Source organism: Pseudomonas sp. C2B4, from assembly GCF_013359695.1.
In the GTDB taxonomy this organism is placed as follows: Bacteria; Pseudomonadota; Gammaproteobacteria; order Pseudomonadales; family Pseudomonadaceae; genus Aquipseudomonas.
On the sequence record NZ_JABFMU010000041.1, the window covers coordinates 14,069 to 39,077 of the forward strand.

Sequence of the window (25,009 nt, forward strand, 5' to 3'; positions counted from 1 at the left end):
AAAACCAACTAATCAAGGCAGGTAAAAAACTGGGCCGATGCTGCCGGCAAATTGATTACACTAATACTGAGATGGCAAGTAGCTATCACGCGCAGTGACCTGCGCATCGGCCAATGGATACGGCATAAATGCATTTTGGCAACGTACGTCGGCCCGAATATTCTCCCTCGCAAATTCCGTAGTAGTGTGTGCTCCCCTGAACTCCAAAGTCGCCTCCCGAACCTGAATCCGCCTGCCTGAAGGCTCGCCGATGATTGAGTGTCGCGTGCCCGGCACGTCGGATTTTTGCGGGGCCTTGGCCAATACCTCCTCATTACCCATGTTGAATCTGAGTTCCGGATTGTTATGCGAGTGTCGCGTCTGAAAACATCTATCCGCCCGGACTCACGCCCCTACCTGTTGATCTGGATCTGCTGCATTACCTTGCTCAGCCTCATTGTGGGGCTGGGTAGCCTGAGCCTGTGGCGCGACTATCACGATCGTCAGCGTACGATGGCCGTGCGTACCCAGGTGTTGACCGCGGCGATTACCGGCCATTTGGCCAACGTCCTGGAGCAGCGAAGGTTTGCCATGGATGCCCTGGCCAATCATTTGCTCAATCTGCAATGGCCATTGACGGACGCTGAGGTCGGTACCGAACTGGTGCGGTTTGTCCATTCCGATCCGCAGAATGGACCGCTGCTGGTCGGTGCCGGGCAAAGGCACTGGGCGTTGCCCGAAGCGGCTTACCAAGGCATTGACTGGCAGCCGCCGAAGGATGCCGGCCAGGAACTCTGGTTCGGACCCAGTCGACAACTGGACGGCAAGCTCTGGTTACCCGTGTTCCGACGTTACCGGTGCCCCAATGGCCAGTGGTTGACGGTGGGGGCGCTGGTGCCGCTGACCAGCCAGCGCGATTACTTTTTCAGCCTGGGCTACAACTTCGATGTTTCCCTGGTGCTGAGGGATCTGGAGGGCAATGTCTATCGACAGCAGGGTCGTTTGCCGAAGCAGGCATACAGGCCGGGCGAGGATGGCGTGCAGTGGCTGCGCAAGGGGTGGGGGCTGGATGTTCTGCTGGTGCGCCAGGCCGTCTCTCGGTATCCGTTGCAGATTGTCGTCGCCCGATGGCCGCAGGAGTACCTCGCGCAGTGGAGCGAACAGCGGCTCTTCACCCTTATTGCCTTGCTCCTGACATGTCTGGTGATCGTGTTGGCGTCCTTCGGTCTGGCGGCCGCCTGGCGACGAATCGGACGCAGCGAGTATCGCTACCGCCGTTTGTTTCAATCGATTCGCGATGGTGTGCTGGTGTTGGGTTCGTCCGGCATTCATGAGGCAAACGAGCGCGCCGCCCAACTGTTTGGCCTGGACAGTGCGCAGAGCCTGGGCGGGTATCAGTTTGTCGATCTTTGCTGTCCCGAACAGTTGAATAACCAGCAGGCTACCGCGTTGATTGCGCAGTTGCTGATCGACGTTCATAACGGTGCCGAGATGTGCGTCACCCTGAAATTCAGGCGCCTGAATCATCCTGGGGTATTTTTCTGCGAGGTGCAATTATCGCCGATCCGGCTGGGTAAAAATGTCTATGTCCTGGCCTGCCTGCATGACATTTCGGTCCAGCAACAAGCCGAAAACGAGCTGAAGGTTTCACAACAGAAACTGCTTGAAGCACAACTGATTGCGGGGTTGGGCGTGTGGTCCTGGGAACTCGGCGCCGAACACGCCACCTGGACGGATGAATGCGCGCGCATCTTCGGGCTGCCGGCCATTTCCGGCGAGTGTACCCACACCGACTTCTTCGACAGCATCGTGGACGAACAGCGCTGCCGTGCCCACCATGCGATCAACCGGGCGCTGGATGGCGAGCGGCTGGACATGGAATTGCAGATTCGTCGACCTGACGGGCGCTTGCGCGACATCCTGATTTGCGGCGAGTTACGCCCGCACAATGACACGCCCATTCTGCTGGGCGCCATGCTCGACATCACCGAGCAGAAACGCGTGGAGCAGCGATTAAGTGAAGGTGAGCGGCATTACCGCGAACTGGTCGAACTGCTGCCGGAAGGCTTGATGATCCTGCGCCGCTCGCGCGTGGTTTTTGCCAATGTGACGGCGGCAAGGCTGTTCGCCGCTGAATCGGTCGATCAGTTTATCGGCCAGAATGTTTACGACCTGGTCGCTCGTTGTTTTCACCCGCAGCTGCTGGATGATTTGGTCTGGGTGATGAAGCGCGACCATGTGCCGACCTTTTTGCCACGCCTCTATCGGCGGCTGGATGGCACCGATATCGAAGTCGAAATGGCTGCGCGACGGCTGATGATGGAAGGCGAAGTGTGCATTCAGGTGATGTTACGCGATGTCAGCGAACACCGTCGTTTGCAAAGTGATCTGGAAGCCGCCAATGGCCGTCTGCAACGGTTGTCCGGGCAAATCATCGAGGTGCAGGAAAGCGAGCGCCGTCATCTTGCTCGAGAACTGCACGACGATATCGGGCAACTGCTGACGTGCATCAAGATCAGTGCCGCCGGCATTCAACGCCACCTGGAAGGCGGAATTGAGCTGCGACAGGGGATGTTGGTGCGCATTGCCGACGAGGCCTTGAGCAAGGTGCGCGACCTGTCGCGGATGTTGCGTCCGGTGCAACTGGACAGCCTGGGGCTGGTGGCGGCCATGCGTTGGCAAATCGATAACTGTTTGCCGGATCTGCCGGGGGGCGTGAGTTGCCTGCTCGATTGCGTCGAGTTGCAACCACGCTGCGAACCCTGTGTGGAAATCACCTTGTTCCGGATCTTTCAGGAAGCGCTGAGCAATGTGCTCAAGCACGCCGCTGCCACGTGCGTCGAAATCAGCCTGGCCCGGATCAATGACAGCATTCACTTGAAGATCGTGGATAACGGACGCGGTTTTGACTATCACGCGGCTTTGTTGGATGGCAGTGGCATGGGATTGATGAGCATGACAGAACGAGCCAAGCTTCTGGGCGGTGAATTTGTTCTGACCTCGACCTGGGGGCAAGGCACTCAGATAGAGGTCGTCGTACCGGACAAGAGAGATTCCGAGCGAGGTGACGTGGCATGAGTGTGCGAATTGTCCTGGTGGATGATCACAACCTGGTGCGCGCGGGCATCCGCGTCCTGCTGGAGGATTGGGGCTATTCGGTGGTGGCCGAGGGGTGTGATGGCGACGATGTCGAAAGGCTGCTGGCGCTGCACACGCCGGACATTCTGTTGATGGATATCACCATGGAGCGTTTGTCGGGCCTGGAAGCCCTGACCCGTTTGCGCAGCCATTGGCCGACGCTCCCTGTCATCCTGCTGTCGATGCACGATACCCGCGATTTTGTCCTCAAGGCCATGCAGTTGGGGGCTTCGGCCTATTTGCTCAAGGACGCCGCCGAAGTCGAATTGCGCATGGCCATCCAGGCTGTATTGAGCGGTCATCGTTACTTGAGCCCGAGGATTTCCGGCCGTGTCATCGAGGCCATGAACACCCAGGGATCAGAGCCCGAGGAAGCCACCCTGACAGCGCGCCAGCGTGAAGTGCTCTACTGGCTGGTCAACGGCAAAACCAACAAGGAAATCGCTTACCAGCTCAATCTCAGCGTCAAGACCGTTGATGCCCATCGTGCGCAACTGATGGTGCGCCTGAATATCCGCGACCTGGCCGGCCTGGTGGTGTATGCCATCCGCCAAGGCATTCTGGACCTTGATAAATAGTCCCGGCAGGCATCTCCCAATTCCCTGTGGGAGCGAGCCGGCTCCGGGCGGCGTTCCGACGAAAACGGAGTGTCAGTCGACACAAAGCTGTCTGATAAACCGCCTTCGCGAGCAGGCTCGCTCCCACAGGCTGCGCTGTGTCTTCTACCGGGCCAGTTACCCGAAACCGTATAGGGTATTTTACCTAGTCACTCCCGGTAATTGGCTCGTAGTCGCTTTCAGGCTCGGCTTATAGACTTTGCCCGAAATGGCGTGGCCTTCTGCCAGCAATCTGCATCTGCTCGAACAGCGCTGTCCCGGCAGTAGAAGCCCCGCAATAAAAACAAGATTGGGGTGAGTCTGATGTCGCTGAACCCGGTACGCACACAAGTACGCAGTCCTCTCGCGCTGATCGCCGCATGGCTGCTGACGATCGCGCTTTGTAGCGCGCTGGCGGATGCGTGGTGGAAAGCGGGCGCGGCCGCTCTGATTCAAGGCTTGTGCCTTTGGTGGTGCTGGCGTCAAGCACCTGCCGTTGTTGCGCAAGGTGTCGAGGTGCTCGCGCAGAGCGAAACGCCGAGCGAACAGTCGAGCCTGCGCGAACTGCTATCGAGTGTCCTGCCGCTGTGGGAAAAGCAGGTCGAACTGGCGCGCACGCAAACGGAAAACGCGGCGGGCGGGTTAACGCAAAAATTTATCGCGATGAGTCGCCAGGTGGGCGAAACCATTGCGTTGAGCTCAGACGACAACGGAGAAAATGGCGTTGTCGAGGTTATCCGCAGCGCGCAAGTCGAACTGCCTAAAGCGGTCAACGCCCTGGATGCCACCCGTGCCGAGCGCGAGCATTTTCTGACCGAAGTCCGCACCCTGGGCAATGTCGTCGATGAACTGTTCGGCATGGCCGAAGATGTCGCCAAAATCGCCTCGCAAACCAATCTGCTCGCCCTCAACGCCGCCATCGAAGCTGCCCGTGCCGGCGAGTCCGGGCGCGGCTTTTCGGTGGTGGCCGACGAGGTGCGCAAACTGTCGACCCTGTCGGGTGCCACCGGTGCGCGAATCACCGAAAAGGTGCGTGTGATGGGCGGTTCCATGCATGAGCTGATCGAGCACGCCGGCCAGGTCGCCGACACCGAGCAGGCGATGATCCGCGAAGCCGAACACATCGTGAACCAGGTCTTGGGCGAGCTGACCCAGGGCATCGACCTGATGGAGCAACGCATCACGTTGCTGCAGACCTCCAGTCGAGAGGTGGAGCACAACGTCAATGAAGTCCTGGTGGACCTGCAATTCCAGGATCGGGTCAGTCAGATCACCACTCACATCACGACGGATATGCGTCGCCTGTTCGAGCGCCTGTACGACGAGGCGCCCCTGGATGCGCTGGCCTGGCTGCAGGAACTGGAGGCCGGTTACACCACGCTCGAACAAGTGCGCATCCACGGCGGTGAAAGCCAGGCACAGGTCGAACAGTCATCCGTGACCTTTTTCTGATCTTCCGAAGATAAAAACAAGGGGCAACCTCATGGCAAAGACAGTGTTGATCGTCGATGACTCCAGCAGTTTCCGGCAGGTCGTCGGCATCGCGCTCAGAAATGCCGGCTACAGCGTCGTGGAGGCGTTCGACGGTCGCGATGCCCTGGGCAAGCTGGACGGTCGCAAGATCAATCTGATCGTCTCGGACGTGAACATGCCCGTGATGGACGGCATCACCTTCGTCAAAGCGGCCAAGCAGCTGCCGGCGTACAAATTCACCCCCGTGATCATGCTGACCACCGAGTCGGGCGAAGCCAAAAAGAACGAAGGCAAGGCGGCGGGTGTGCGTGCGTGGGTCGTCAAACCGTTCCAGCCGCCGGTTCTCCTGGATGCCGTGTCCAAACTAATCCTGCCTTAGAGGTGCGACCGCCATGGCGACTATCAGTCACTTTGAATGCGCTGGAAAACACGGTCTGAGTCTGGTCGGCGAGCTGAACATCTACAGCGCCGCGACGATGCGGCAAGCGCTCTTGCAGGCGCTTGAGCCACACCCGCAGTGGCTGGTCGACCTGGCCGGTATCGAGGACTTCGACACCGCCGGCGTGCAACTCCTGCTGGTGCTGGAGCGCGAAGCGGCGCGGCAGAACAAAGTCGTCCATTTCGTGCGCCATTCGCCCGTCGTGTGGGAGGTGCTCGAGTTGCTCAATCTTGTTGCCGAGTTGGGCGATTCGACGTCGGGCGAGTCCGCTCAAGAGGAGGTCATCCAATGAACCTGGACAGCGCTCGCGGTGCGTTGGTGCAAGAGGGGCGGGAGTTGCTGGCGACCATGGAAGAGGCGCTGCTGGCGATTGAGGAGCAGGGGTTCAGCGAGGAACGGATCAACGCGATCTTCCGTGCGGCCCATACGATCAAGGGGTCTGCCGGTCTGTTCGGCCTGGAGTCTCTGGTCAGCTTCACGCACGTGGCGGAAAGTCTGCTGGACCAGGTGCGTACCGGCGAGCTGTTTGTCGAAGGGGCGATGCTCTCGCTGTTGCTGACCTGTGGCGATTACATCGGCAGCCTCCTCACGGCCGTGGAGGAGGGCAGCGAGATGCACGAGCCGAACGCGGTTCTGCGCGCCCATCTGCTGGTGCAACTGCAGGAGTATCTGGACCGTACACACAGCGATCCAGGACCTGAAGTCGAGGCGGCAGAAGCGGGTGAGCCCCAGGCGCAAGAGCCCGGTGATTCAGTCGACAACGCGTTCTGGCATATCTCCCTTCGCCTGTCGGCGGATGTGCTGCGCAATGGCATGGACCCGTTGTCCTTCCTGCGTTACCTGGGAAAGCTGGGGCGCATCGTCCAGCTGCACACGGTCACCGATCAACTGCCCATCGGCGAGCGCTTCGATGCCGAAAGCTGTTACCTGGGCTTCGAGCTGGAGTTCGATTCAGCGGCGAGCAAACAGGACATCGAGAGCGTATTCGAGTTCGTTCGTGATGACTGCCAGCTCAGCATCCTGCCGCCTTACAGCCAGGTTGAAGAATACCTGCGATTGATCAAGGCGCTGCCTGAGTCGCCGCAGCGCCTGGGCGAAATATTGCTGCAATGCGGCGCACTCACCCCAGCCGAACTCGACCGCGTGCTGGAGCGCCAGCGTCTGGAGTCGGCGCCCGTGCCGCTCCTGGGTTCACTGTTGCTGGACGATCATCTGGTGCCCCAACCGGTCATGACCGCGGCTCTGAACAAGCAGAAGCACAGTGAAGACAAGCGTGTTCACGAGCAGGTCTTCATCAAGGTCGAGGTGGGCAAGCTGGACCAGTTGATCAACCTGGTCGGAGAACTCGTGATCGCGGGAGCCGCCACCAATCTGCATGCCTTGCGACGGGATATGGACATGCTCGAAGAGTCGGCCCAGGCCATGTCGGTGCTGGTCGAGAGCATTCGCGATGCGTCATTGAGCCTGCGCATGGTGGCGATCGGCGAAGTGTTCCAGCGATTCCCGCGGGTCGTGCGGGACATCTCCAAAGAGCTTGGCAAGGACATTCAGCTACTGGTCACGGGGGCCGACACCGAACTCGACAAATCGATGGTGGAACGGCTCGCCGATCCGTTGATGCACATCGTGCGCAATGCCATGGATCACGGCATCGAGACGGCACAAGAGCGCCTGGTCAACGGCAAGGTCGCCAGCGGTTCGCTGCGCCTGAACGCCTATCACGAGTCCGGCAGCATCGTCATTGAAGTCAGCGACGACGGCCGGGGCCTGGATCGCCAGCGCATCCTGGCCAAGGCGTTACAGCGTGGCCTGGTGCAACAGGACCAGGCCTTGAGCGATGCAGAGGTTTACCGGTTGATTTTCGAACCGGGTTTTTCCACGGCCGAGCATGTGACCAACCTGTCCGGCCGAGGCGTGGGAATGGATGTGGTGCGCCGCAACATCGAACAGTTGCGCGGCGAAGTGGAAGTCCTCAGCGAGTTTGGTCGCGGCACCACCGTGCAGATTCGTTTGCCGCTGACGCTGGCGATCATCGATGGATTCCAGGTCCGGGTCGGCGAAGAACACTTCGTGCTGCCGCTGGAGCAGGTCATCGAGTGTGTTGATCTGCCGCCTCACGAGGGTCGTCACCACCTGATCCGCCTGCGCGGCGAACCCTTGCCCTTCTTGCGCCTGCGCGAAGTGTTCAGCATCACCGGCGCTTCCACCGGGCGTGAAAGTCTGGTGGTGCTACAGCATGGGGCACACCGTGCCGGCCTGGTGGTTGATCAGTTGGTGGGCGAGCTCCAGGCGGTGATCAAGCCGCTGGGCATGCTGTTTCAGAAAAGTCGTGGTTTGAGCGGTTCGACCATCCTCGGCGACGGGCGTGTTGCCCTGATCCTTGATGTGGCGAATCTGCTCCAGCGTGCCAACGCGGTATCGGTCGATACGCCTGGGCGCCCCGTGGAAGTTGCACCTGACGTCAATCGCAGTGTGATGAATTAACTTAAGTCGTCGGAGAGAAATGATATGCAGTGGTTCGTGAATCTGAAGTTGGGTGCAAAGCTTATCTCCACGTTCCTCGTGGTCGCCCTGGTCGCGCTGGTCATTGGCCTGGCCGCGGTCATCAACATCGGCAAGGTCAATGACCTGATGACCACGATGTACAGCGATCGACTGGTGCCGATTCGCGATCTGAACAAACTGGAAATCGAACTGGTTCAACACAATCGCCGGGCCTATGTTTCGGTGGCATTGAACGACAGGGCCATGACCACCTTTCAACAATCCGAGAATGCCAACTCGGTGCGCAAGATCGAAGAGTTGGTAGCGGCCTACCGTCAGACCTATCTGGTGGATGCGGAGAAACGTCTGCTGGAGCAGTACGACCAACAGATGCCGGCCTACCTGATTTCGGTCAAGGGCGTGACTGACCTGTTGCTGGAAGAGAAACCCGAAGAGGCGCTGCAACGGCTGCGCGGTGAAACCAAACCGTTGTTCGAAACCGTGCTGAAAACGGTCTCCGGCCTGGTCGAGGTCAATAGCACCACGGCTGAAACGGTCAACGCCGAAGCCGACCAGATCGTAGCCGGCATCAACAATTTCATGGTCGGCCTGATGATTGGCGGCTTCATTCTGGCGCTGGCGCTGGGGCTGCTGATCACCCGCATGATCTCGCGCCAGGTGGGCGGTGAGCCGGCAGATGCGATGAATGTCCTGCAACGCGTGTCGGGCGGTGACCTGACGGTAGACGTGCAACTGCGTCAAGGTGACAACACCAGCATGCTGTACAGCCTGCAACTGATGGTGGTTCGCCTGCGCGCGATCATGAGCGATGTGCGCATGACCGCCGACTCGCTGGCCTCCGCTTCGGAGCAAGTGGCGGCATCTTCCGAAGCCTTGAGCCAGAACGCGTCGGAGCAAGCAGCCAACGTGGAAGAAACCAGCGCGTCGGTCGAGCAGATTTCCGCGACCGTGGCGCAAAACACCGAGAACGCCAAAGTCACCGACAGCATGGCCAGCCAGTCGGCCAAGGATGCGGTGGAGGGTGGTGAAGCGGTAGGCCAGATGGTCCATGCGATGCGTCAGATCGCGCAGAAGATCAGCATCATCGATGACATCGCTTATCAGACCAACCTGCTGGCGCTCAACGCGGCCATTGAAGCGGCGCGCGCCGGTGATCATGGCAAGGGCTTTGCGGTGGTGGCTGCCGAAGTCCGCAAGCTGGCCGAGCGCAGTCAAGTCGCGGCCCAGGAAATTGGCGGCGTGGCGACCGACAGCGTCACCCTGGCCGAGCGTGCGGGCCAATTGCTGGATCAAATGGTGCCGTCGATTCGCAAGACCGCTGACCTGGTGCAGGAAATCACCGCGGCTTCCCGCGAGCAGAACACCGGGCTTGAGCAAATCAATCTGGCGGTCAGCCAGTTGGCGCAGACCACCCAGGTCAACGCTTCGGCCTCCGAGGAGTTGTCGTCCACTTCAGAAGAAATGAGCACCCAGGCGGTGCAACTGCAAGAGATGATTCAGTTCTTCCGGATTGGCGATGAAACCTTGAAGAAGGCGAGCCAGACGCTGGCCCCCGTGCGCAGACCGCAACGGGCCGAAGTGATTCCGATGCGACGTCCTTCGCAGGAAGAGATCGTCGATGAAGCAGCGTTCACTCGATTCTAAGAGGCTGTCGTCATGTCATCGTCAACACTGAATCAGAGCCGCGTGCCGGCTCTGCAAGATGCGCCGCTGATCCAGCAGTTCCTCACACTCACATTGGGGGAGGAACTGTACGCGCTGCCCATCGAACATATCCGCGAAATCATCGAGTTCGGCGGCCTGACAAAAATCCCGATGATGCCGGCTTTTTTGCGGGGGGTGATCAACCTTCGCGGGGCCGTGGTACCGGTGGTCGACCTGTCGCTTCGCTTCGGTTACGAGCGAACGGTGATTGGTCGGCGTACCTGCATCGTGATCGTCGAAGTGGTGCAGGAAGACGAAGCCCAGATGCTCGGCATCATTGTCGACGCGGTCAACGAAGTGTTGGCCGTCGATGCCGATCAGGTGGATGCGCGACCGACTTTCGGCGCACGCATCCGCGCCGATTTCATCGCCGGCATCCTCAGTCAGAACGAACAGTTCGTCATCGTCCTCGATATTCGCCAGGTCTTGTCGGTAGACGAAATCCGCGAATTGGTGGGTATGACTTCGCTCGACAAATAGGAAGCAGTACATGGCAGTCGAGAGTGCGGGTACGGCAATGGTTTCGTCCATCAGCGATCAGGAATTCGGTCTGTTCCAACGGTTTTTCCATGAGCGGATCGGGCTTCAGTTGACCACGGTGAAAAAACCGTTGCTGTGTGGCCGGCTGGCGAAGCGACTGAACGCATTGGGGTTGGACAACTACCGCGCTTATTACAATTTGCTGGTGTCGAAGGCGGGCGCGGAGGAGCGCGAAACGGCCATCGACCTGATCACCACCCATGAAACCTACTTCTTCCGTGAGCCCAAGCATTTCGAGCTGCTACAGAACAAAGTGATTCCCGCGCTGCACGCCAGCCCGGATTTGCGGGTGTGGAGCGCCGCCAGTTCGACGGGGGAGGAGGCCTATACCCTGGCCATGATTCTCGACAGTTTTCGCTCGCCGAAACCCTGGTCGATTACCGCGTCCGATATCAGCCGTCAGGTGCTGATCAATGCCCAGCGCGGGTTGTACCCGATGAGTCGTGGCGAGCGCATCCCTGCGCCTTATCTCAAACGTTATTGCCTGCGGGGCACCGGGCGTTATTCGGGGTATTTCCTGGTGGAAGCCGCGTTGCGTGAACGCGTGCAGTTCATACCGGGAAACCTGACGCAACAGGACAACACCCTGGGGTTATTCGATGTGATTTTGCTGCGCAATGTGCTGATTTATTTCGACCCGCCGACCAAGTTGCTGGTGCTGCGCAATGTGGTGGAGCGGTTGAAGCCGGGTGGCTGGCTGATGGTCGGTCATTCCGAGTCCCTACATGACACGCACCTGGCATTGGAACTGGTCACACCCTCGGTTTATCGCAAGGTCGGCGTATGAGCGAAAAACTGTTCATCAAACCGGGCGGCTGGTTTTTCGGCGGTGGCGACTGTCAGGTCGAAACGGTGCTGGGTTCTTGCGTCACGATCACGCTGTGGCATCCGGCGCACAAGCTGGGCGGGTTGTGCCATTTCATGCTGCCTAACCGGCTGCGTGACTCGGTGCAGAGGCTCGACGGCCGTTATGGCGAGGAGGCCATTCTCTGGTTGAAAGGCCAGGCTTGGGCGAACGGTCTGGACATTCGTGACTGTGAAGCCAAGCTGTTCGGTGGCGCGCGGGCCCTGGTAGGCGCCCAAGGGCATCAGAGTGTCGGCTTGCGTAATATTCGATTCGCCGAGCAATGCCTGCGTGCCGAAGGTGTCGCCCTGGTCAGCTCTGATCTGGGAGGGCAGGGGCATCGCTACCTTCGATTCGATCTGTCCAACGGTGACGTCTGGGTACGACACGGGGCGCCTTTGGCGTTGCCCGCCAGCTGGGGGAGGACGGTGCAATGACGATCAAGGTCATGATCGTCGATGACTCCGCTGTCATGCGCCAGGTCATGCAGGAACTGTTGTCCGGTCATAAAGATATCGAGGTGATCGGGACGGCCATCGATCCGCTGCTGGCCTTGCAGAAAATGCAGGGCAACTGGCCGGACGTGATTGTGCTGGATGTGGAGATGCCGCGCATGGACGGTATCACCTTCCTTCGCCAGATCATGGCCACTCGACCGACGCCCGTGGTGATCTGTTCCACACTGACCGAAAAGGGCGCCGATGTAACGCTCCAGGCGCTGGCGGCCGGCGCGGTCGAAGTCATCGCCAAGCCGACGGTGGGCTTGCGCGACTTTCTTCAGCAAAGCGCTCATGAGTTGGTGACAGCCATCCGCACGGCTGCCCAGGCGCGCCCGCGTCGCAGCCGAAACGAAGCAGCCAGCGACAGGGCGCCGGCGGTGCGACTGATGACTGACGCGTTGCCAGCCTCGGCCGTTGCCCTTCAAAGCCTGCGCACGACGCAAAAAATTGCGGTGCTGGGGACGTCGACGGGCGGAACACAGGCACTGGAACTCATTCTGCGAGAACTGGGTGTCACCTGCCCGGCGATTGCCATTGTCCAGCACATGCCCGAGCGCTTTACCCGCAGTTTTGCCGAACGCCTGAACTCGCTCTGTGCCATTGAAGTGCGCGAAGCGCGCGACGGTGATCGTCTGTTGCCTGGCCTGGCGCTGATTGCACCCGGCGGGCGGCACATGCTGATCAAGCGCAGCGGCGCGCAGTATTACGTAGAGGTCAAGGACGGGCCGCTGGTCAGCAGGCACCGGCCTTCAGTCGATGTGCTGTTTCGCTCCGCCGCCCAACAGGCCGGCAGCAATGTGCTGGGGGTGATCATGACCGGCATGGGGGACGATGGTGCTCGGGGAATGAAAGAAATGTTCGATGCCAAGGCGCGTACCTACGCGCAGGACGAGGACAGTTGTGTGGTGTTCGGCATGCCCAAGGAAGCCATCAAACTGGGAGGGGCCGAGCAGGTCATAGCGCTCGACGCCATTGCGGCGTTGTTGATGGGTTGGCAGTGAGACGAGAGGGATGGTTATGCAGTCGAGTATTACGCCAAAACGCATCCTGGTCGTGGACGACAGTCAGGTACAGCGTGAATTTGCAGTGGACCTGTGTTCGCGCCTGGGTGCTACGGAAATCCATCAGGCCGAAGATGGCTATCAAGCCATTGCCCTGTTGCGTGAAGTGCCGCATATCGATGTCGTGATTCTTGACCTGGAAATGCCGGGCATGGATGGCGTGCAGGTCTTGCACGAAATGGTCCGGCTTGGCCTGGACCCGGCCGTGATCGTTGCCAGTGCACGGGAGAGCGTATTGCTCACGGTTGTGGAAAGCATGGGCAAGAGCCTGGGGGTCAAGCTTCTGGGGGTGCTGCAGAAACCGGTCAACCTCAGTCAGCTGGCCTCCAGTCTCGGGCGTTTCTCGGCCGTGGTGCAGCAGCGCGATGCCTTTCAGGCCTTGGCTGAGCAAGGACCGGAATTGAGCGGGCAGGAGGTCATCGACGCGGTGGAGCAGAAGCAGTTCTGCGCCTATTTCCAGCCCAAGATTTCATTGCACGATGGCCGACTGAGCGGTGTAGAAGCGCTGATTCGCTGGCAGCATCCGCAGCACGGTTTGCTGCAACCCGGACACTTCCTCGATCTGGTCGAACGTAGCGAAAACATGTCGGCCATCACGATGCTGATCCTGGATTTGTCGTTGCGCCATTGCCAGAAATGGCATGCCGACGGGTTGCTGATCAGTGTCTCGATCAACCTGTCGGCACGCTCGCTGGCCGATTCGAAACTGGCAGACGCCATCATCGAACGGGTCGCGGCCAGCGGCATCGCTGCGCACTACATCATGCTGGAGATCACCGAAAGCGCGCTGATGACGGATCTGGCAATCACCCAGGGAACGCTGGCGCGTTTGCGCCTCAAAGGCTTTGGACTGTCGGTGGATGATTACGGGACGGGCTTTTCCTGCATGCTGCAGCTGTCTCGAGTCCCGTGCTCCGAGTTGAAGGTCGACCGTGCTTTTGTGAATGGCGCGAGTGAGAACGTCCATCTGCGCATCCTGCTGGAAAGTGCACTGGACATCGCCCGTCGGTTGAAACTCAAGGTGGTCGCCGAAGGCGTGGAAACACATAAGGACTGGGCGCTGCTTCGTGAACTGGGATGCGACGAGGCCCAGGGTTACTTCATTGCCAAACCCATGCCCGGCGAAGCATTGCTGCTCTGGTGGAGCGCCAATCAGCAACGGCTGCAGAAATTATTGAAACCAGGCGGTTTCTTTCGACGTATTTTTGGTAACGGTTGACGGGGGCGGGTGGGGCGGATAATCGGAGAATCCTGAAGGGGATTGGGTGTTGAAAACGGGGGGGCGTCCTCCTTGACGCCGACGCAGCTTAGAGATTATGCAATTGATTCTCAAGTGCTATTTGCCATTACTTTGCCCCACTGATCAACGGCTTCTCTTGCCAACAAATATTCTTTTGATATCATCCGCGCCATCGAATTTGCAGCACCTAAAGACTTCATTAGCCTGAAGCCATAAGCCAGAAAACTGGCAAAAAAAGACCCGGCCAAAAGCCGGGTCTTTTCCTTTCAAAGCATTGATATTATTTGTTTTATTCTTCAGAAGCTTTCTGTTTTCCCGCCTTCACCCTTCGGGTAGTGCTGCTCGATCAGCCCCTTGCGGGCATCCTCTGATCCGCCTCAATCAGGAACAATTCCTTGCAGGCCTGCCTGCGTTTACCCGTGCACTCCGCGTCGGCATCGGTGAAGGTCATTCGCTTCACCGGGAAACTCGGCGACAGGTGCCCTGTGGGTTTTGCCAAGTCGGGAAGTCTTTTCCAGGTTGTCCTTTATTTGATCAACTTTATGTACTAGCGTTCATTGGATCCATCGCTTCATCACAGGGCCAGCCGGCCGATTCACTCCCCAGGGAGAAAGTTAACTTCGCGTTCTGGCCAATGCACAAAACGGACCGGCTGGCCGCATTGCTTCAATTTTCACAATGCTGTCAATGAACGAAGTATGACGGTGGGGCGGCAGTGCCGTGGCAGTGCCGCGATGCAGCCTGAGGGCAACACCATGCGCGTTGCGCCTTCAGACACCGCAGGGTGAGGTGCAAGATGCGCGTCGTTCTGTACGAGGAAGATTCGCAGCGTCTTGGCAGGTCGTTACATGAGCACGGCTTGCCTGAGCATGTCGATGTGTCTGGCAGCGGAGAAGGCTTGCAAGTGGTCGTGGTGTTTTCGCATGCCAATCGTGTGAGCATGGCGGCGAATCAGTGGTTGCGTGGCCTTTCGCTCCCGGATGCGTTCATCGTCGGTTGCACGAGAGCCACGCGCAACCTTTGTTGTCCTGAACCGTGGTGGCCCGCATCGGTGTGCGACCTCGTCACGGCGTCCGATCATGAGGTGCTGCTGGGTGAAGTCGCGATGCGCCTGGCCCGCCTCGCGGAAATGGAGGCGGTGCTGAGCTCCAACTGGCTCAAGAGGCGAGCGGTCGGCGAGTCACCCATCTGGCGCAGCACCTTGCGCGCGCTCACGGAGGTGGGACGCTTCGGACATGGTGCATGCCTTTTGCTCGGTGAAAGCGGATGCGGTAAAGAACTGCTTGCGCGGCTCATTCACGATCTTGATCGCGATCGCCGGCGCGGGCCATTCATCGTCGTTGATTGCACCATGCTGAGCCCCGAGTTATCGGGTAGCGAATTGTTCGGCCACGCCAAGGGCGCGTTCACCCACGCCGTGGCAGCGCGCGAAGGCGCGGTCGGCCTCGCGAATCACGGTACGCTCTTTCTTGACGAGGTCGGCGAGCTCGAACCGCCTTTGCAAGCGCGGTTGCTTCGCGTCATCCAGGAACACGCCTACAAGCGCGTGGGGGAGGACAGCTGGCGGCAGTCGGATTTCCGGCTCGTCTGTGCGACCAACCGCGATCTCGAGGCGGAAGTGGGCGCGGGGCGCTTTCGCAGCGACCTGTACTTTCGCATTACCCAATGGACGATACGCGCGCCGAGCCTCGCTGAGCGGCGTGAAGATATTCCGCTGCTTGTCACTCATTTTCTCGCCGAAGAGGGTGATGCTGTGCCCGAGGTGATGCCGGAAGTGATGCGCAAACTCGTAGATGCCGAGTATCGCGGCAACGTGCGCGAGCTTCGCAATGTCGTGCGTCGCATGGCGGAACGCCAGCGCGGCTTTTGTGTTCTGAGCACGGGCTGCCTCGACGGGCTTGTCGTCGATACTGAGCGTGCAAATGATGATCAATGCTGGGAGAAAACCTTTGAACGTGCCGTCGAGCGCGCGCTCGATGCCGGATTGGGCCTCAAGCACATCGGGCAGATTGCGGAGGCGCTCGCGGTCCAGATCGCCGAGCGTCGCGCCGGCTCGACCGGCCGCGTCGCCGAACTGCTGCAAATCACACCGCGTGCATTACAGATGCGTCGGCAGATGCGTGGTCCAGAGGCGGGTCAATGATGGGTTCGGCTCAATAAACTGTTGAAGAGCGAGGCCACAGGGTCGACTTGCACGCGTACTCGCTTGATCAGCCGGATGGCGTTACCGCCGGCGATGTCGGCGAACTCGGCGGGCGTGGGCCGCAGCGCGCGGATTTTCGCCAACTCCAGGCCCGGATGCAGCCACGGTCCATCGGAGCCGAACAGGAGCTTGCCCGGGCCTGCCCGCACGAATGCTTCCTCGAGCAGATCGAAACGGCGCACACCGGCCGTGTCCGCGAAAAGGTTGGGGTGTCGGGCGATCAGGTCTATCACCTGTCGCTGTGCGGCCCAATCGTCGGCGAAGCTGCCGAGATGGGCGAACACGAACGCAACATCGGGATGGGTCTGCGCAAGCAGACTCAGTGCACCCGTTTCACCGCCGGGGTCGTAGAGCACGGGCAGGCGCCAGTGTCGTGCGGCATCGCAGACCTGGCGATGAATGCGCGCGTCGTGGCGATGTATCTTGATGCCGCGCAGGCCAAGCCGCAGCACGGCTTCTTCGATCATGCGGTGTACGCGATCGCGGTCGCGTTCTGCGTGCACCATTGCAAAGCCGATCCACCGGCGCGGATTCGTGCGCACGATTGCGGCAATCTCGCGGTTGCCTCGCACGTAGTCGGACTGGAACACGGGCAACAGCACCGAGCGGGTGATGCCTGCCGCTTGCGCACGCTGCGCATAGGCATCGAGCGGCGCTCGGGTGTCCCAAGGCCCGGTCATGCCGTCGCCCTCTCCGGCGTGCACATGGAAGTCGAGGATCATGATTCCCACTCGAATTGATCACCGCTGCGCAGGATCAGTTTGTTGTCGCTGATGTGACGAGAATTCAGGTCGGTGGGCAGGAGATGAGTGATCGCCAGGTTGCCAGGGCCGACAATCATCTGATTTTTTTGCAGTTGAGCGTTAGTCACGCGCCCTCGCAAAGCCCGCACGACCGTATGTTCGACGGCCGAGAGGTCCTTTCTAGGAACGTTGGTTACCCACGCGGCAAGCCCTGACTTGCGATGTCGCTCCGAGCACCACAGATGCAGTGCCAGACGCCGTTTCAGGTTCACCGCTTGTCCGACGTAGACCGGACGCCTGCCGCGTCGCAGGATATAAATGCCGGACCCGCTTGCCGCTTTGACTGCCGCATCGAGTGTTGGATAGCGTACCCATTTCAGTTCGATCGTTGCGGAGCGGGCGGCCGCCTCGAACTCCATCGTTGGTGTGACCGCTGCGCGTTGGTGAACCGCCTGAGGCAATGATTCGATGGCGAGGCCCAGCAGCGTGAGTACGCCATTCCTCTGTTGCGCGAGCAGGCATGCCTCGCAGCACGCGCCGGTACTTTTAAAGCGCGCTGTGCCGATGCGCGGTTGCGTATTCACACGGCGTGCGCGGGCGATGATCTGGCGCAGGTCCTGGACAAGTACGTGAGGTGGCGTACCGGCTGGATAGCGGCGTGCGTCGGCGAGGAGCCGTAAAAAGCGGCGCATGCGCCAGGGTGCGAGCTCCAGGGTTTCACCCTCTAATGTTTTGAACATGGCCGAACTCCTCCATCGATACGGGGTGAGTCAAATGCTCCCGGGTCTGCGACAAACGAGGTGCGAGCGCGCCTATTGCCGCGGTCAGCGCGTCGATGTCCGCAGCGCGATGGTTGGCTCGCACGACCACCGCCAGAGCGCAGTGGGACCCTCGCTGGCGCAACAGTGCCGTGCGAAAACCGCGTGCGTGTAAGGCCGTGTGCAAGCCAACCGTTCGCTCGGTGGAATCGAGGCGGATTTGCTGTAACGGATGAAAACGCCGCAGTGTCTGCAGATCGGGCAAGCGGTGACGCCCGAGCCAGCGCAGGCCGTCGTCGAGCCTGGCGACCAGACGCGACAGCGCTATGCGCAGGCGCTCGCCGTCGCGCTGGTTGATCGCTATTGCGTTCATCGCGGCCAGTAACGCGTTCTGGCTCGCGGTACTGCAGTGTGATTGCGTCGGGCCATCGCGTGCGATTTCGTTCACGAGGGCGGCGGGTCCGCAGAGTGTGGCGAGTGGTGCGCCAAATGCTTTTGCCCACGACGCGAGCAACAACACAGGCTCCGCCGGCGCGATATCGGCGTACCGCAGCACGCCACCACCACCGCGTCCCCACGGATGCGATGCGCAAGGACGCGCACCCAGCAATCCGAGCGTCTGGCTTTGATCAATGGCCAGCAATCCGCTATGGCGCCGGACGATTGCAAGGTACCGACGGATCGGCGTCGGTGAGCCCTCGACGCTGGTGGCGTCGATGATGACGGCCGGTGGTCGCGTGTGCGGCAACTGCCGGATATGCCGCGCGAGATCGGCAGCGTCGCCGTGACGAAACCAGGCGACCGGAACACCGAGGCCCATGATGCGCTCCAGGCCCCAACGCATCACCGGATAGAGCGCTTCGTCGGCGATGATCGCGTGCGTGCGCCCCAGCCGGTCGAGCACGTCGATCGACAGATGCAATGTCGACGACGCGACCATGCCGGCCTCGCAGCCCTGGAGCGCCGCCGCCTGCGCCGCGACCGTGACGGAGAGCGGCGACACCGCGAGCGATGCCGGCGTGCCCGTTGTGAGTGTGTCGTAGCTGCCCGTTTCCGTGGACGGATGCTGCATGCCCAAATAGAGCGTGGAGGCAAAGTCGATCATGGCGCCGTGCTCCGGCGCTCAACCTTGATCACCTGCTGCTCATGGAGACGACGCATCAGATGAATACCTGGTACCTGAACATCGACCGGTTCAGCACTCACGTCAATGCCGGTGACGGCACGGTAGGAGTGGATGTACGTCTGGATCTCGGGGCGGAAAAACACGGCCCAGTTCGCCGCATTGGTCGGGTCGTTGATCGAGTTCCAGTTGCCCCAGCGGATGGACGAGACAATCTGCTCGCCGGTCGTAGCCAGTTGCCAGAACTGGTAGGTGTTCGTGTCGCCCCAGCCTTGCAGCTTGCGCATGCTTTCCACCGAGTGCATCCATGGCTCGGGATACGCGATCATGGCGCGGCGCGGCAGGAATTCGCGCATCTCCTGCCGTGCGAGTATCCACTGCTGCATCATCATCTCGATGCGCGAGGTGCTCGGAAGATCGCGGAACTGATTGTGGGCGCCTTCCGAGAGGATCAGGTGTACTTCGCGCAGTGCGTTGAGCAGCGGAAAACCGTCCGGCACGACGGTGGTGTCGTCGGCCTGGCGGAAGAATGGCACGCACTGATTCAGCAGGGTGTGGAACGCCGCGAGGAACTTGCTGCGCACGTCTGCCGCGTGGGTGGTTGGCACGGCCCGGCCAAACAGCCGGAAGCCATATTCATGCTGATACTCGGCGGCTCGGCGCTCGATCGGCAGACGGTGTTGTTCATCCTGAACCCAGCCCCAGATCATGTTGCTGAGCGGGCGCACGGCATCGAGCTCGAACTGGGCCAGCGGATCACGGGGGCCGCTCGACACATTCTGGAAACGACGGGAGATCGCATTCATCGTTTGCACCAGTTGCATTTCCTCCATCCAGTAGCTCCAGATCAGCTCGGTAAGGGGAGGGCGGGCAAGTTTTGCGGAGAAGTCCTGATTCAGGTGGGCCAGCCATAAACAGGTCTCCCCGCAATAGGGGGGATCCTGGCTGATCTGTGTTTTCTCGACATGTTCCTTGGCGGCATTGGCGGACCGCTCTGCGTCCGTGCCCCGCAATCCCTCGACAACGCGGGTGAGATAGGGAATCGTCGGTGGGAACGAAGTGCCGAAGTATTGATCAGTCATGATCTTGACCAACTCACCTTGGCTGATATCGATGCCGAGCCGTTCCGACGCGATATTGATAGCGGTCGTGTCTTTCTGGATCAGGTCAAAGACCGAACTAATATTCTGTTTGTCCGGGACCACGCCGCCCCAGGTTACGACGAATGCCTCGGTGGCGACTTTGAGCGCGCGATAGGCATCGGTGTCTGTGAACGGCAGAAAACGGCGGCGGCTCAAACGTTGCGCGCCTTCGAGCAATCCATGGCCCACTGTGGGGTCAGAGCCGAATAGCAGGTCTAACTGAGCCGTGTAGTTGTCCCAATTGAGGTTGTTGGCGTTCATCTTGATCATCAGCCACAACGCAACGTCGCCGGTCAGCGGGCGAGTCGTTCTTTGCAGCGTGATCGGGTTCTGGACCTTGTAGCTGTCTGGAGGCAGCGGGGCGGAGTTTAAATCGGAGTCGTTGCTGTCGTTTACCGTAGGGCTGGTGTCGACTTTCCCTCCATCAGTGACGTGATCCGTGTTTTCGGGAGCATCGGGGCTGAGTACTGTGCCTTGGAGAGTAACATTGCCGAATTGGTACATCTGATTAATGATCTGCATTGCAATCTTCGACTCCGTCTTATTGAAGTCGATGAGATCCTCCAGAAAATCGATCAGACGTTCTACCAAGTTGCCTCCGGAGCGCAAATTGGTGCCTTTGCGGATCAGTTGGATAACTATGGTTAGCGATACGTTTTCTCCGAGGGGGAATGTGTTTTCGTGCCCAATTTTGGGCGTCACGGTCATTGAAATAAAACTCTCTAGCGGGGCATCAATCCTCGAGTGAGGGTCGGAAATAATTTCGTATTCATTCGAGTCAACGCCAACCTTCTGGGCGGTCAAATTGAAGTGCACAGTAAATTTGCTCATCGTACCTCTCCTTACGGATCAGAAATTGGAAGCAAGCGGAAACGGCCGCGCCTTGCGTTGGTTCAACACCACACTCAGTTGGGCGCTGCCTGCGCTCCAGGGCAGATAACCGGCGAGTGCCCAGCGTTGCAGCAGTTCGGCGATCACCTGCAGTTCCTGGCTGGCCGGCAACAGGCCGCTGAAGCGCGCCTGGCCCAGTACCGCGAAGGCGAGCGTCGGCGTGTCGGCGAGAAACTGCTGCGGCCGCGACTTCACGCGTTGCCACAGATCAAGCAGTTGATGCGGATGCCGCTCGGGCAGGCTGAGCGCTTGCCCCACGCTGCGACCGCCCAGAGCGGGAGGGCGCAGTGCGAGCAGTGATGCAACGAACTGGGGAATGGCCTGGTCGAGCATCTCGAACGCGCTGCGCTGACTGGCGCTCATCTGTGAACGCGGATAGAGCCGCTCCCACATGTGCTCCAGCTCTGTCCACTGCGGATGCGGATAGAGCGCCCGGCCCATCGCGACGGACAACTTGACCCGAATCCATGGCGCCGGATGCGGATCGTCCAGATTGATGCGCAGGACAAAGGCCCGCGGCAGGCTGACTACACTGATCAACCCGCAGGTCGCGCTGATGCCCACCCTCGAGACGGCCCAGAGATCGGCGACGATCTCGCTGATCCAGCGATCCCATGCGCGCCACCAGGGTGGCCCCTTGGAGACGTTGGCCGCCGTTGCCCGACGGTAGGTGTTGGCGAGGTCGAGCAGCGCCGAAGCCTGATGCCCGATTTCGTGGAACAGCGATGCAGCGATGCCGGTGCCGACCATTCGTTCACGCGGGATGCGGATCACGGCCACCGGATTGGCCCCACCTCCCGGCAAACGCGTGCGCGCACGCCTTATTGCACCGCCATGTCCGCGTTCCACGTAACAGATCACCGGCGGCACTTGCAGGTTCACACCCGGCTGCTTGAGGCCATCCTGAGCGGCGACATCGAGCCCCGCCAGCCATATTCCGGTACCGTGCTGACTGCGTTGCGTGAGCACTTCAGCGAATATTTCGAAGTGCGTGAGTGAGGCGTGGAAGTACAGTTTCAAGAGTGCGTAGTGGCGCTGAGCGAGTGCGATGTTGTGCGGAGTCGCATTCAAACTGCGCAACCGGTGCAGGAAGCGCGCAATACGTACACGCAACTGCTGGCGCGCTGCCTGCATGTGGCGCTCGATCGCCGACATGGCTTCGTCACTGACGTTGGCCGCCGGAACCATCGGCATCTGCAGGGCGTAGGGCAGTTGGGCGTCGAGACGTGCCCGAATGCCGAGTACTTCCTGTTCGATCAGCCGCAGGGCCATGGTGCAGGCGTTCATCGCACTCACCTCCCGGGGGCGTCTCAATAGCCAGGCCGAGGCGCGGCGAGATACAGGATGATCGTGCGACCGCTGCGTGAACGGCGCCAAACGCCACTGCTCGGTACGTTTGCAGCGAGAGGTTGTGCGCTGCCGCAAGACGGGCAGCTCGCCGGAGCGTCAGTCATCCCCTGGGCATGCCGTCTGGGGCCTCCATAGGCGGGCACCGACGCACCCACGGACGTGCCGGCCGGACCGAAGATCGGCGTGGCGGCCTGGCGTGCTGCCGCAATGCCGGTCCGGGCAATCTGCCGCATGACGGGCAGAAGGCCTGGCGCGACCTGGTTAGCACCGCGCAAAAACGCAATGCGTGCAGCCCGTGGTGGAGGGATGTGCGATGGCATCGTTACCAGGTGGTTGGCCGCGTGTTGACCGATACGCACGAGGCGGCGCGCAACCTCGAACTCGCGGTCCTCGTTGCTGAGTCCTTCCAGTTCAAGTCCGACGGCACTGCCAGCCATGCTCGCCAGCTTGCCGCCAATCAGGCCTCCCGCACCCGGCACGATGAGGTTGCCGAGGGCTCCCCCGACCACCGGCAATGCTGATTTCACCGCCGTGCGCAGAATGCCGCCAAGCGCCTTGCCTGCTGACGATTTCGCGAAGTTGGTCGCAACGCGGCCCACGGACTTGATGAGGCCTCCGAGGAACTGCTCCAATTCCTGTTCATTGTTGACCGCGAGCAGTTCGGCAGCGAGTTCGAGCTCCTGCATTTCGCCCGAGACTTCGGTCTCGAATTCGTTTTCGAACTCATTTTCAAATTCATTTTCGAACTCGGTTTCGCCTTGTCCGAATGGCGACTCGAACTCGAATTCGCTTCCCACTTCCTGGCCGAACTCGCCAGCCAGTTCCTGTTCAAGCTCGTTATAGCCAGGCCCCCAACCGCCTGGTCTGGATGTGCCGATGTCGTGCATTTTCTTCTCCTTGACTCAGGTTGGCGAGAGTAGGTCTCGCATGCGATGGGGGTAGCAGAGAGCGTGCCAGGCAGTCCCGCCGACTCGCACGCCCGCAGGGAAGGGGGTTCGCGCATTGGCGATGTACTGGAGGGCGAAGCGAGCTTCGTATTTGAGAGCAACGAGACTGGGGACGCGAAGCGACCTTCGCGCCCACGAGCAATAGCCTTATCGAAGACTGCCACTCGTTCGGGGTGTCGAGTCCGCATGACGTTGCCGAGTTAACCAGCTCCGGCAGGAGCGCATCGGCGTGATTGCGCAGAACAAGCTACGACCGCCAGCAGCGCTTCAATTGTGCGTGAACCGTTCGATGACTCGATTGAGTAACGAAGTCGCTCGACGTCTGGAGTTCGGCTCACCGCCTTGAAGTCGAAGATGCAGGAAAACGGCGAGTAAATCGGGTGGTTCAAGGGGGACGGTTTGATGCGAGAACTTGAGTCAGGTTGAACGCTTGCGGGCAGAAACTGAGTGGTATGCGCCGGACAATTCTAGCCTCACGGCACAATACGAAATGTGGCGGACAAAAAAAGACCCGGCAAAAGCCGGGTCAAAAACCTTGATTAGCCTGATGAGGAGATAGTCCAGGAGACCGACCTGAGGTCCCTTGGTCCATCGACTGATCTCGCGATCAGTTGGTGCAATAATAATCATTCTCGTTTGCAGGTCAAGCGATTTTACCTGCGCGATTGGAAAATTCTTTCCAGTCTTCTTTTTGCATCCCGCTTTCAACCCCTCTGATGTCGCTCCAGTGATCGATCCACCATGGCTTTGGCCATGTCGATCATGTGCACCGTCGAAAACGCCAGATCCCGGTTCGAACCCTGCAGGTGGCTGGCCGCTTCGAATGCCGTGGCGGCGGCACAGCGCAGCAGGTCCGAGGCATGGACCAGGGCTTCCTCGCTGCTGATGTTGAGGTTCACCTCAAAGAAGCGTGTCTCGACCCCTCCCTCTGAAACAGCCGGTTTCAAGTAGTAGTCCAGTGCGCGTTGGGCGGCGGCCGAGCCCAGGGGAGAGGTGAGGGAGGTGTCGATTTGCATATCAGGCAGGTCGTTGGCGGGTTGGGTCATGATGATGGCAAGCTCCGTGACAGGTTCAGATCCGTGAATTCATGCTAATACGAATTGTAGTTATTTCCATGAATCTAATACTACAATTTGTGTTTTGATGGCTGGAGTTCACCACGTATCGTGCCGCACATGGATAAATGGATTGAATTGGTCAAGGCCAAGATGAGTGAACTCAAAATCACTCAAGAAATACTCGCCGACCGCCTCGGGATGTCCCAGGGCGGCGTAGGTCACTGGCTCAATAAACGTCGCGAGCCGGGCATCGAGGACATGAATCGGGTGCTGAAAGCACTGGGAATGGACTTTCTCGAAGTGGCTCTGGTGATACGCGAGCCTGCGGACTCACTGGACGATGGAATGCCCCTGGCGCAAAAGTACAACCCGTACTTCCGCTACCCGGTCAGTGACTGGCGGGAAACAGGTGAAGTCCGTGAAGGCGAACAAGGACGGTACCGCTTCGAACTGTCCGACTATCACGCTCAGGGGGCGGCCTTCTGGCTGACGGTCGCGGGCGATGCAATGACCGCTCCCAGTGGCCCGAGCATCGCCGAAGGCATGTTGATCCTGGTGGATCCGGACGTGGAAGCGGTGCCTGGCAAACTGGTCATCGCGCAATGGTCGAACAGCAGCGAGGCGGTTTTTCGCAAGCTGATCGAAGAGGGCGGGCAGCGTTACCTGGTCCCGCTCAATCCGACCTATCCAAAGGCCCTGTACACCGAAGAATGCCGGATCATCGGCGTGGTGGTTCAGGCAACAGCCAAATTCTAATCAGAACGCCCTCCAGGGG

At 59.9% G+C, this 25,009-nt stretch carries 20 protein-coding genes and 2 pseudogenes; 14 read left to right on the forward strand and 8 right to left on the reverse strand.

Translation table 11 applies throughout. From position 1 onward, the window contains the following. Nucleotides 1-351: 351 nt before the first annotated feature. The 12 genes and pseudogenes from HNQ83_RS22175 to HNQ83_RS22230 all read left to right on the forward strand — a co-directional run bounded on the left by HNQ83_RS22175 (nucleotide 352) and on the right by HNQ83_RS22230 (nucleotide 13,998). Entirely contained in the window at nucleotides 352-3,057 is a 2,706-nt protein-coding gene (locus HNQ83_RS22175) for a PAS domain S-box protein (protein WP_175390912.1), read from the forward strand. After that, nucleotides 3,054-3,695: a response regulator transcription factor gene (locus HNQ83_RS22180; protein WP_175390913.1), complete on the forward strand. Its 642-nt coding sequence runs from the start codon at nucleotides 3,054-3,056 to the stop codon at nucleotides 3,693-3,695. The genes HNQ83_RS22175 and HNQ83_RS22180 overlap by 4 nt, the downstream gene beginning before the upstream one ends. 885 nt (nucleotides 3,696-4,580) lie before the next feature. Further along, nucleotides 4,581-5,165: pseudogene (locus HNQ83_RS31285) on the forward strand (methyl-accepting chemotaxis protein); the annotation flags it as partial. A gap of 31 nt (nucleotides 5,166-5,196) precedes the next feature. Continuing rightward, entirely contained in the window at nucleotides 5,197-5,565 is a 369-nt protein-coding gene (locus tag HNQ83_RS22190) for a response regulator (protein ID WP_175390914.1), read from the forward strand. A gap of 13 nt (nucleotides 5,566-5,578) precedes the next feature. Further along, nucleotides 5,579-5,917 carry a lipid asymmetry maintenance protein MlaB gene (locus HNQ83_RS22195; protein WP_175390915.1) on the forward strand — a complete coding sequence of 113 codons (339 nt, stop codon included), beginning with the start codon at nucleotides 5,579-5,581 and terminating at the stop codon, nucleotides 5,915-5,917. Beyond that, the gene (locus HNQ83_RS22200; RefSeq protein ID WP_175390916.1) at nucleotides 5,914-8,109 is read left to right on the forward strand and encodes a chemotaxis protein CheA; all 2,196 of its coding nucleotides are present in this window, start codon (nucleotides 5,914-5,916) and stop codon (nucleotides 8,107-8,109) included. Before HNQ83_RS22195 ends, HNQ83_RS22200 begins: the two co-directional genes overlap by 4 nt. Nucleotides 8,110-8,133: 24 nt before the next feature. Then, complete coding sequence (locus HNQ83_RS22205; protein WP_175390917.1) at nucleotides 8,134-9,774, forward strand: methyl-accepting chemotaxis protein; 1,641 nt, start codon at nucleotides 8,134-8,136, stop codon at nucleotides 9,772-9,774. A gap of 12 nt (nucleotides 9,775-9,786) precedes the next feature. After that, entirely contained in the window at nucleotides 9,787-10,314 is a 528-nt protein-coding gene (locus tag HNQ83_RS22210) for a chemotaxis protein CheW (RefSeq protein ID WP_175390918.1), read from the forward strand. Between the two features lie 10 nt (nucleotides 10,315-10,324). Further along, a complete protein-coding gene (locus tag HNQ83_RS22215) occupies nucleotides 10,325-11,161 on the forward strand; it encodes a protein-glutamate O-methyltransferase CheR (protein WP_175390919.1) in 837 nt (278 codons plus the stop codon). Beyond that, nucleotides 11,158-11,655 carry a chemotaxis protein CheD gene (locus HNQ83_RS22220; protein WP_175390920.1) on the forward strand — a complete coding sequence of 166 codons (498 nt, stop codon included), beginning with the start codon at nucleotides 11,158-11,160 and terminating at the stop codon, nucleotides 11,653-11,655. Before HNQ83_RS22215 ends, HNQ83_RS22220 begins: the two co-directional genes overlap by 4 nt. After that, nucleotides 11,652-12,719, forward strand: a complete 1,068-nt coding sequence (locus tag HNQ83_RS22225; RefSeq protein ID WP_175390921.1) for a chemotaxis response regulator protein-glutamate methylesterase — start codon at nucleotides 11,652-11,654, stop codon at nucleotides 12,717-12,719. The genes HNQ83_RS22220 and HNQ83_RS22225 overlap by 4 nt, the downstream gene beginning before the upstream one ends. Nucleotides 12,720-12,735: 16 nt before the next feature. Beyond that, nucleotides 12,736-13,998, forward strand: a complete 1,263-nt coding sequence (locus HNQ83_RS22230; protein WP_175390922.1) for an EAL domain-containing protein — start codon at nucleotides 12,736-12,738, stop codon at nucleotides 13,996-13,998. A gap of 332 nt (nucleotides 13,999-14,330) precedes the next feature. Here the strand turns inward: HNQ83_RS22230 and HNQ83_RS22235 are convergent. Further along, nucleotides 14,331-14,479: pseudogene (locus tag HNQ83_RS22235) on the reverse strand (IS5/IS1182 family transposase); the annotation flags it as partial. A 336-nt stretch (nucleotides 14,480-14,815) separates the two neighbouring features. On the opposite strand from HNQ83_RS22235, the gene HNQ83_RS22240 reads away from it, so the two are divergent. Then, nucleotides 14,816-16,162, forward strand: a complete 1,347-nt coding sequence (locus tag HNQ83_RS22240) for a sigma 54-interacting transcriptional regulator (RefSeq protein ID WP_175390923.1) — start codon at nucleotides 14,816-14,818, stop codon at nucleotides 16,160-16,162. Here HNQ83_RS22240 and HNQ83_RS22245 read toward each other — a convergent pair. The 7 genes from HNQ83_RS22245 to HNQ83_RS22275 form a co-directional block, all read right to left on the reverse strand. After that, nucleotides 16,156-16,944 carry an amidohydrolase family protein gene (locus tag HNQ83_RS22245; RefSeq protein ID WP_175390924.1) on the reverse strand — a complete coding sequence of 263 codons (789 nt, stop codon included), beginning with the start codon at nucleotides 16,942-16,944 and terminating at the stop codon, nucleotides 16,156-16,158. The genes HNQ83_RS22240 and HNQ83_RS22245 overlap by 7 nt on opposite strands. Further along, nucleotides 16,941-17,705, reverse strand: a complete 765-nt coding sequence (locus HNQ83_RS22250; RefSeq protein WP_175390925.1) for a hypothetical protein — start codon at nucleotides 17,703-17,705, stop codon at nucleotides 16,941-16,943. Before HNQ83_RS22250 ends, HNQ83_RS22245 begins: the two co-directional genes overlap by 4 nt. Continuing rightward, nucleotides 17,683-18,828: an aminotransferase class I/II-fold pyridoxal phosphate-dependent enzyme gene (locus HNQ83_RS22255; protein WP_175390926.1), complete on the reverse strand. Its 1,146-nt coding sequence runs from the start codon at nucleotides 18,826-18,828 to the stop codon at nucleotides 17,683-17,685. The genes HNQ83_RS22250 and HNQ83_RS22255 overlap by 23 nt, the downstream gene beginning before the upstream one ends. Beyond that, nucleotides 18,825-20,819, reverse strand: a complete 1,995-nt coding sequence (locus HNQ83_RS22260; RefSeq protein ID WP_218585549.1) for a hypothetical protein — start codon at nucleotides 20,817-20,819, stop codon at nucleotides 18,825-18,827. Before HNQ83_RS22260 ends, HNQ83_RS22255 begins: the two co-directional genes overlap by 4 nt. A gap of 18 nt (nucleotides 20,820-20,837) precedes the next feature. Further along, complete coding sequence (locus HNQ83_RS22265; protein WP_175390927.1) at nucleotides 20,838-22,166, reverse strand: hypothetical protein; 1,329 nt, start codon at nucleotides 22,164-22,166, stop codon at nucleotides 20,838-20,840. A 23-nt stretch (nucleotides 22,167-22,189) separates the two neighbouring features. Next, nucleotides 22,190-23,116, reverse strand: coding sequence for a hypothetical protein (locus tag HNQ83_RS22270; RefSeq protein WP_175390928.1), 927 nt, complete (start codon nucleotides 23,114-23,116; stop codon nucleotides 22,190-22,192). Between the two features lie 764 nt (nucleotides 23,117-23,880). Then, complete coding sequence (locus HNQ83_RS22275) at nucleotides 23,881-24,222, reverse strand: DUF6124 family protein (protein WP_175390929.1); 342 nt, start codon at nucleotides 24,220-24,222, stop codon at nucleotides 23,881-23,883. Between the two features lie 129 nt (nucleotides 24,223-24,351). Here HNQ83_RS22275 and HNQ83_RS22280 point away from each other — a divergent pair, with 129 nt between their 5' ends. Next, nucleotides 24,352-24,990, forward strand: a complete 639-nt coding sequence (locus HNQ83_RS22280; protein ID WP_175390930.1) for a LexA family transcriptional regulator — start codon at nucleotides 24,352-24,354, stop codon at nucleotides 24,988-24,990. Nucleotides 24,991-25,009: the final 19 nt, after the last annotated feature.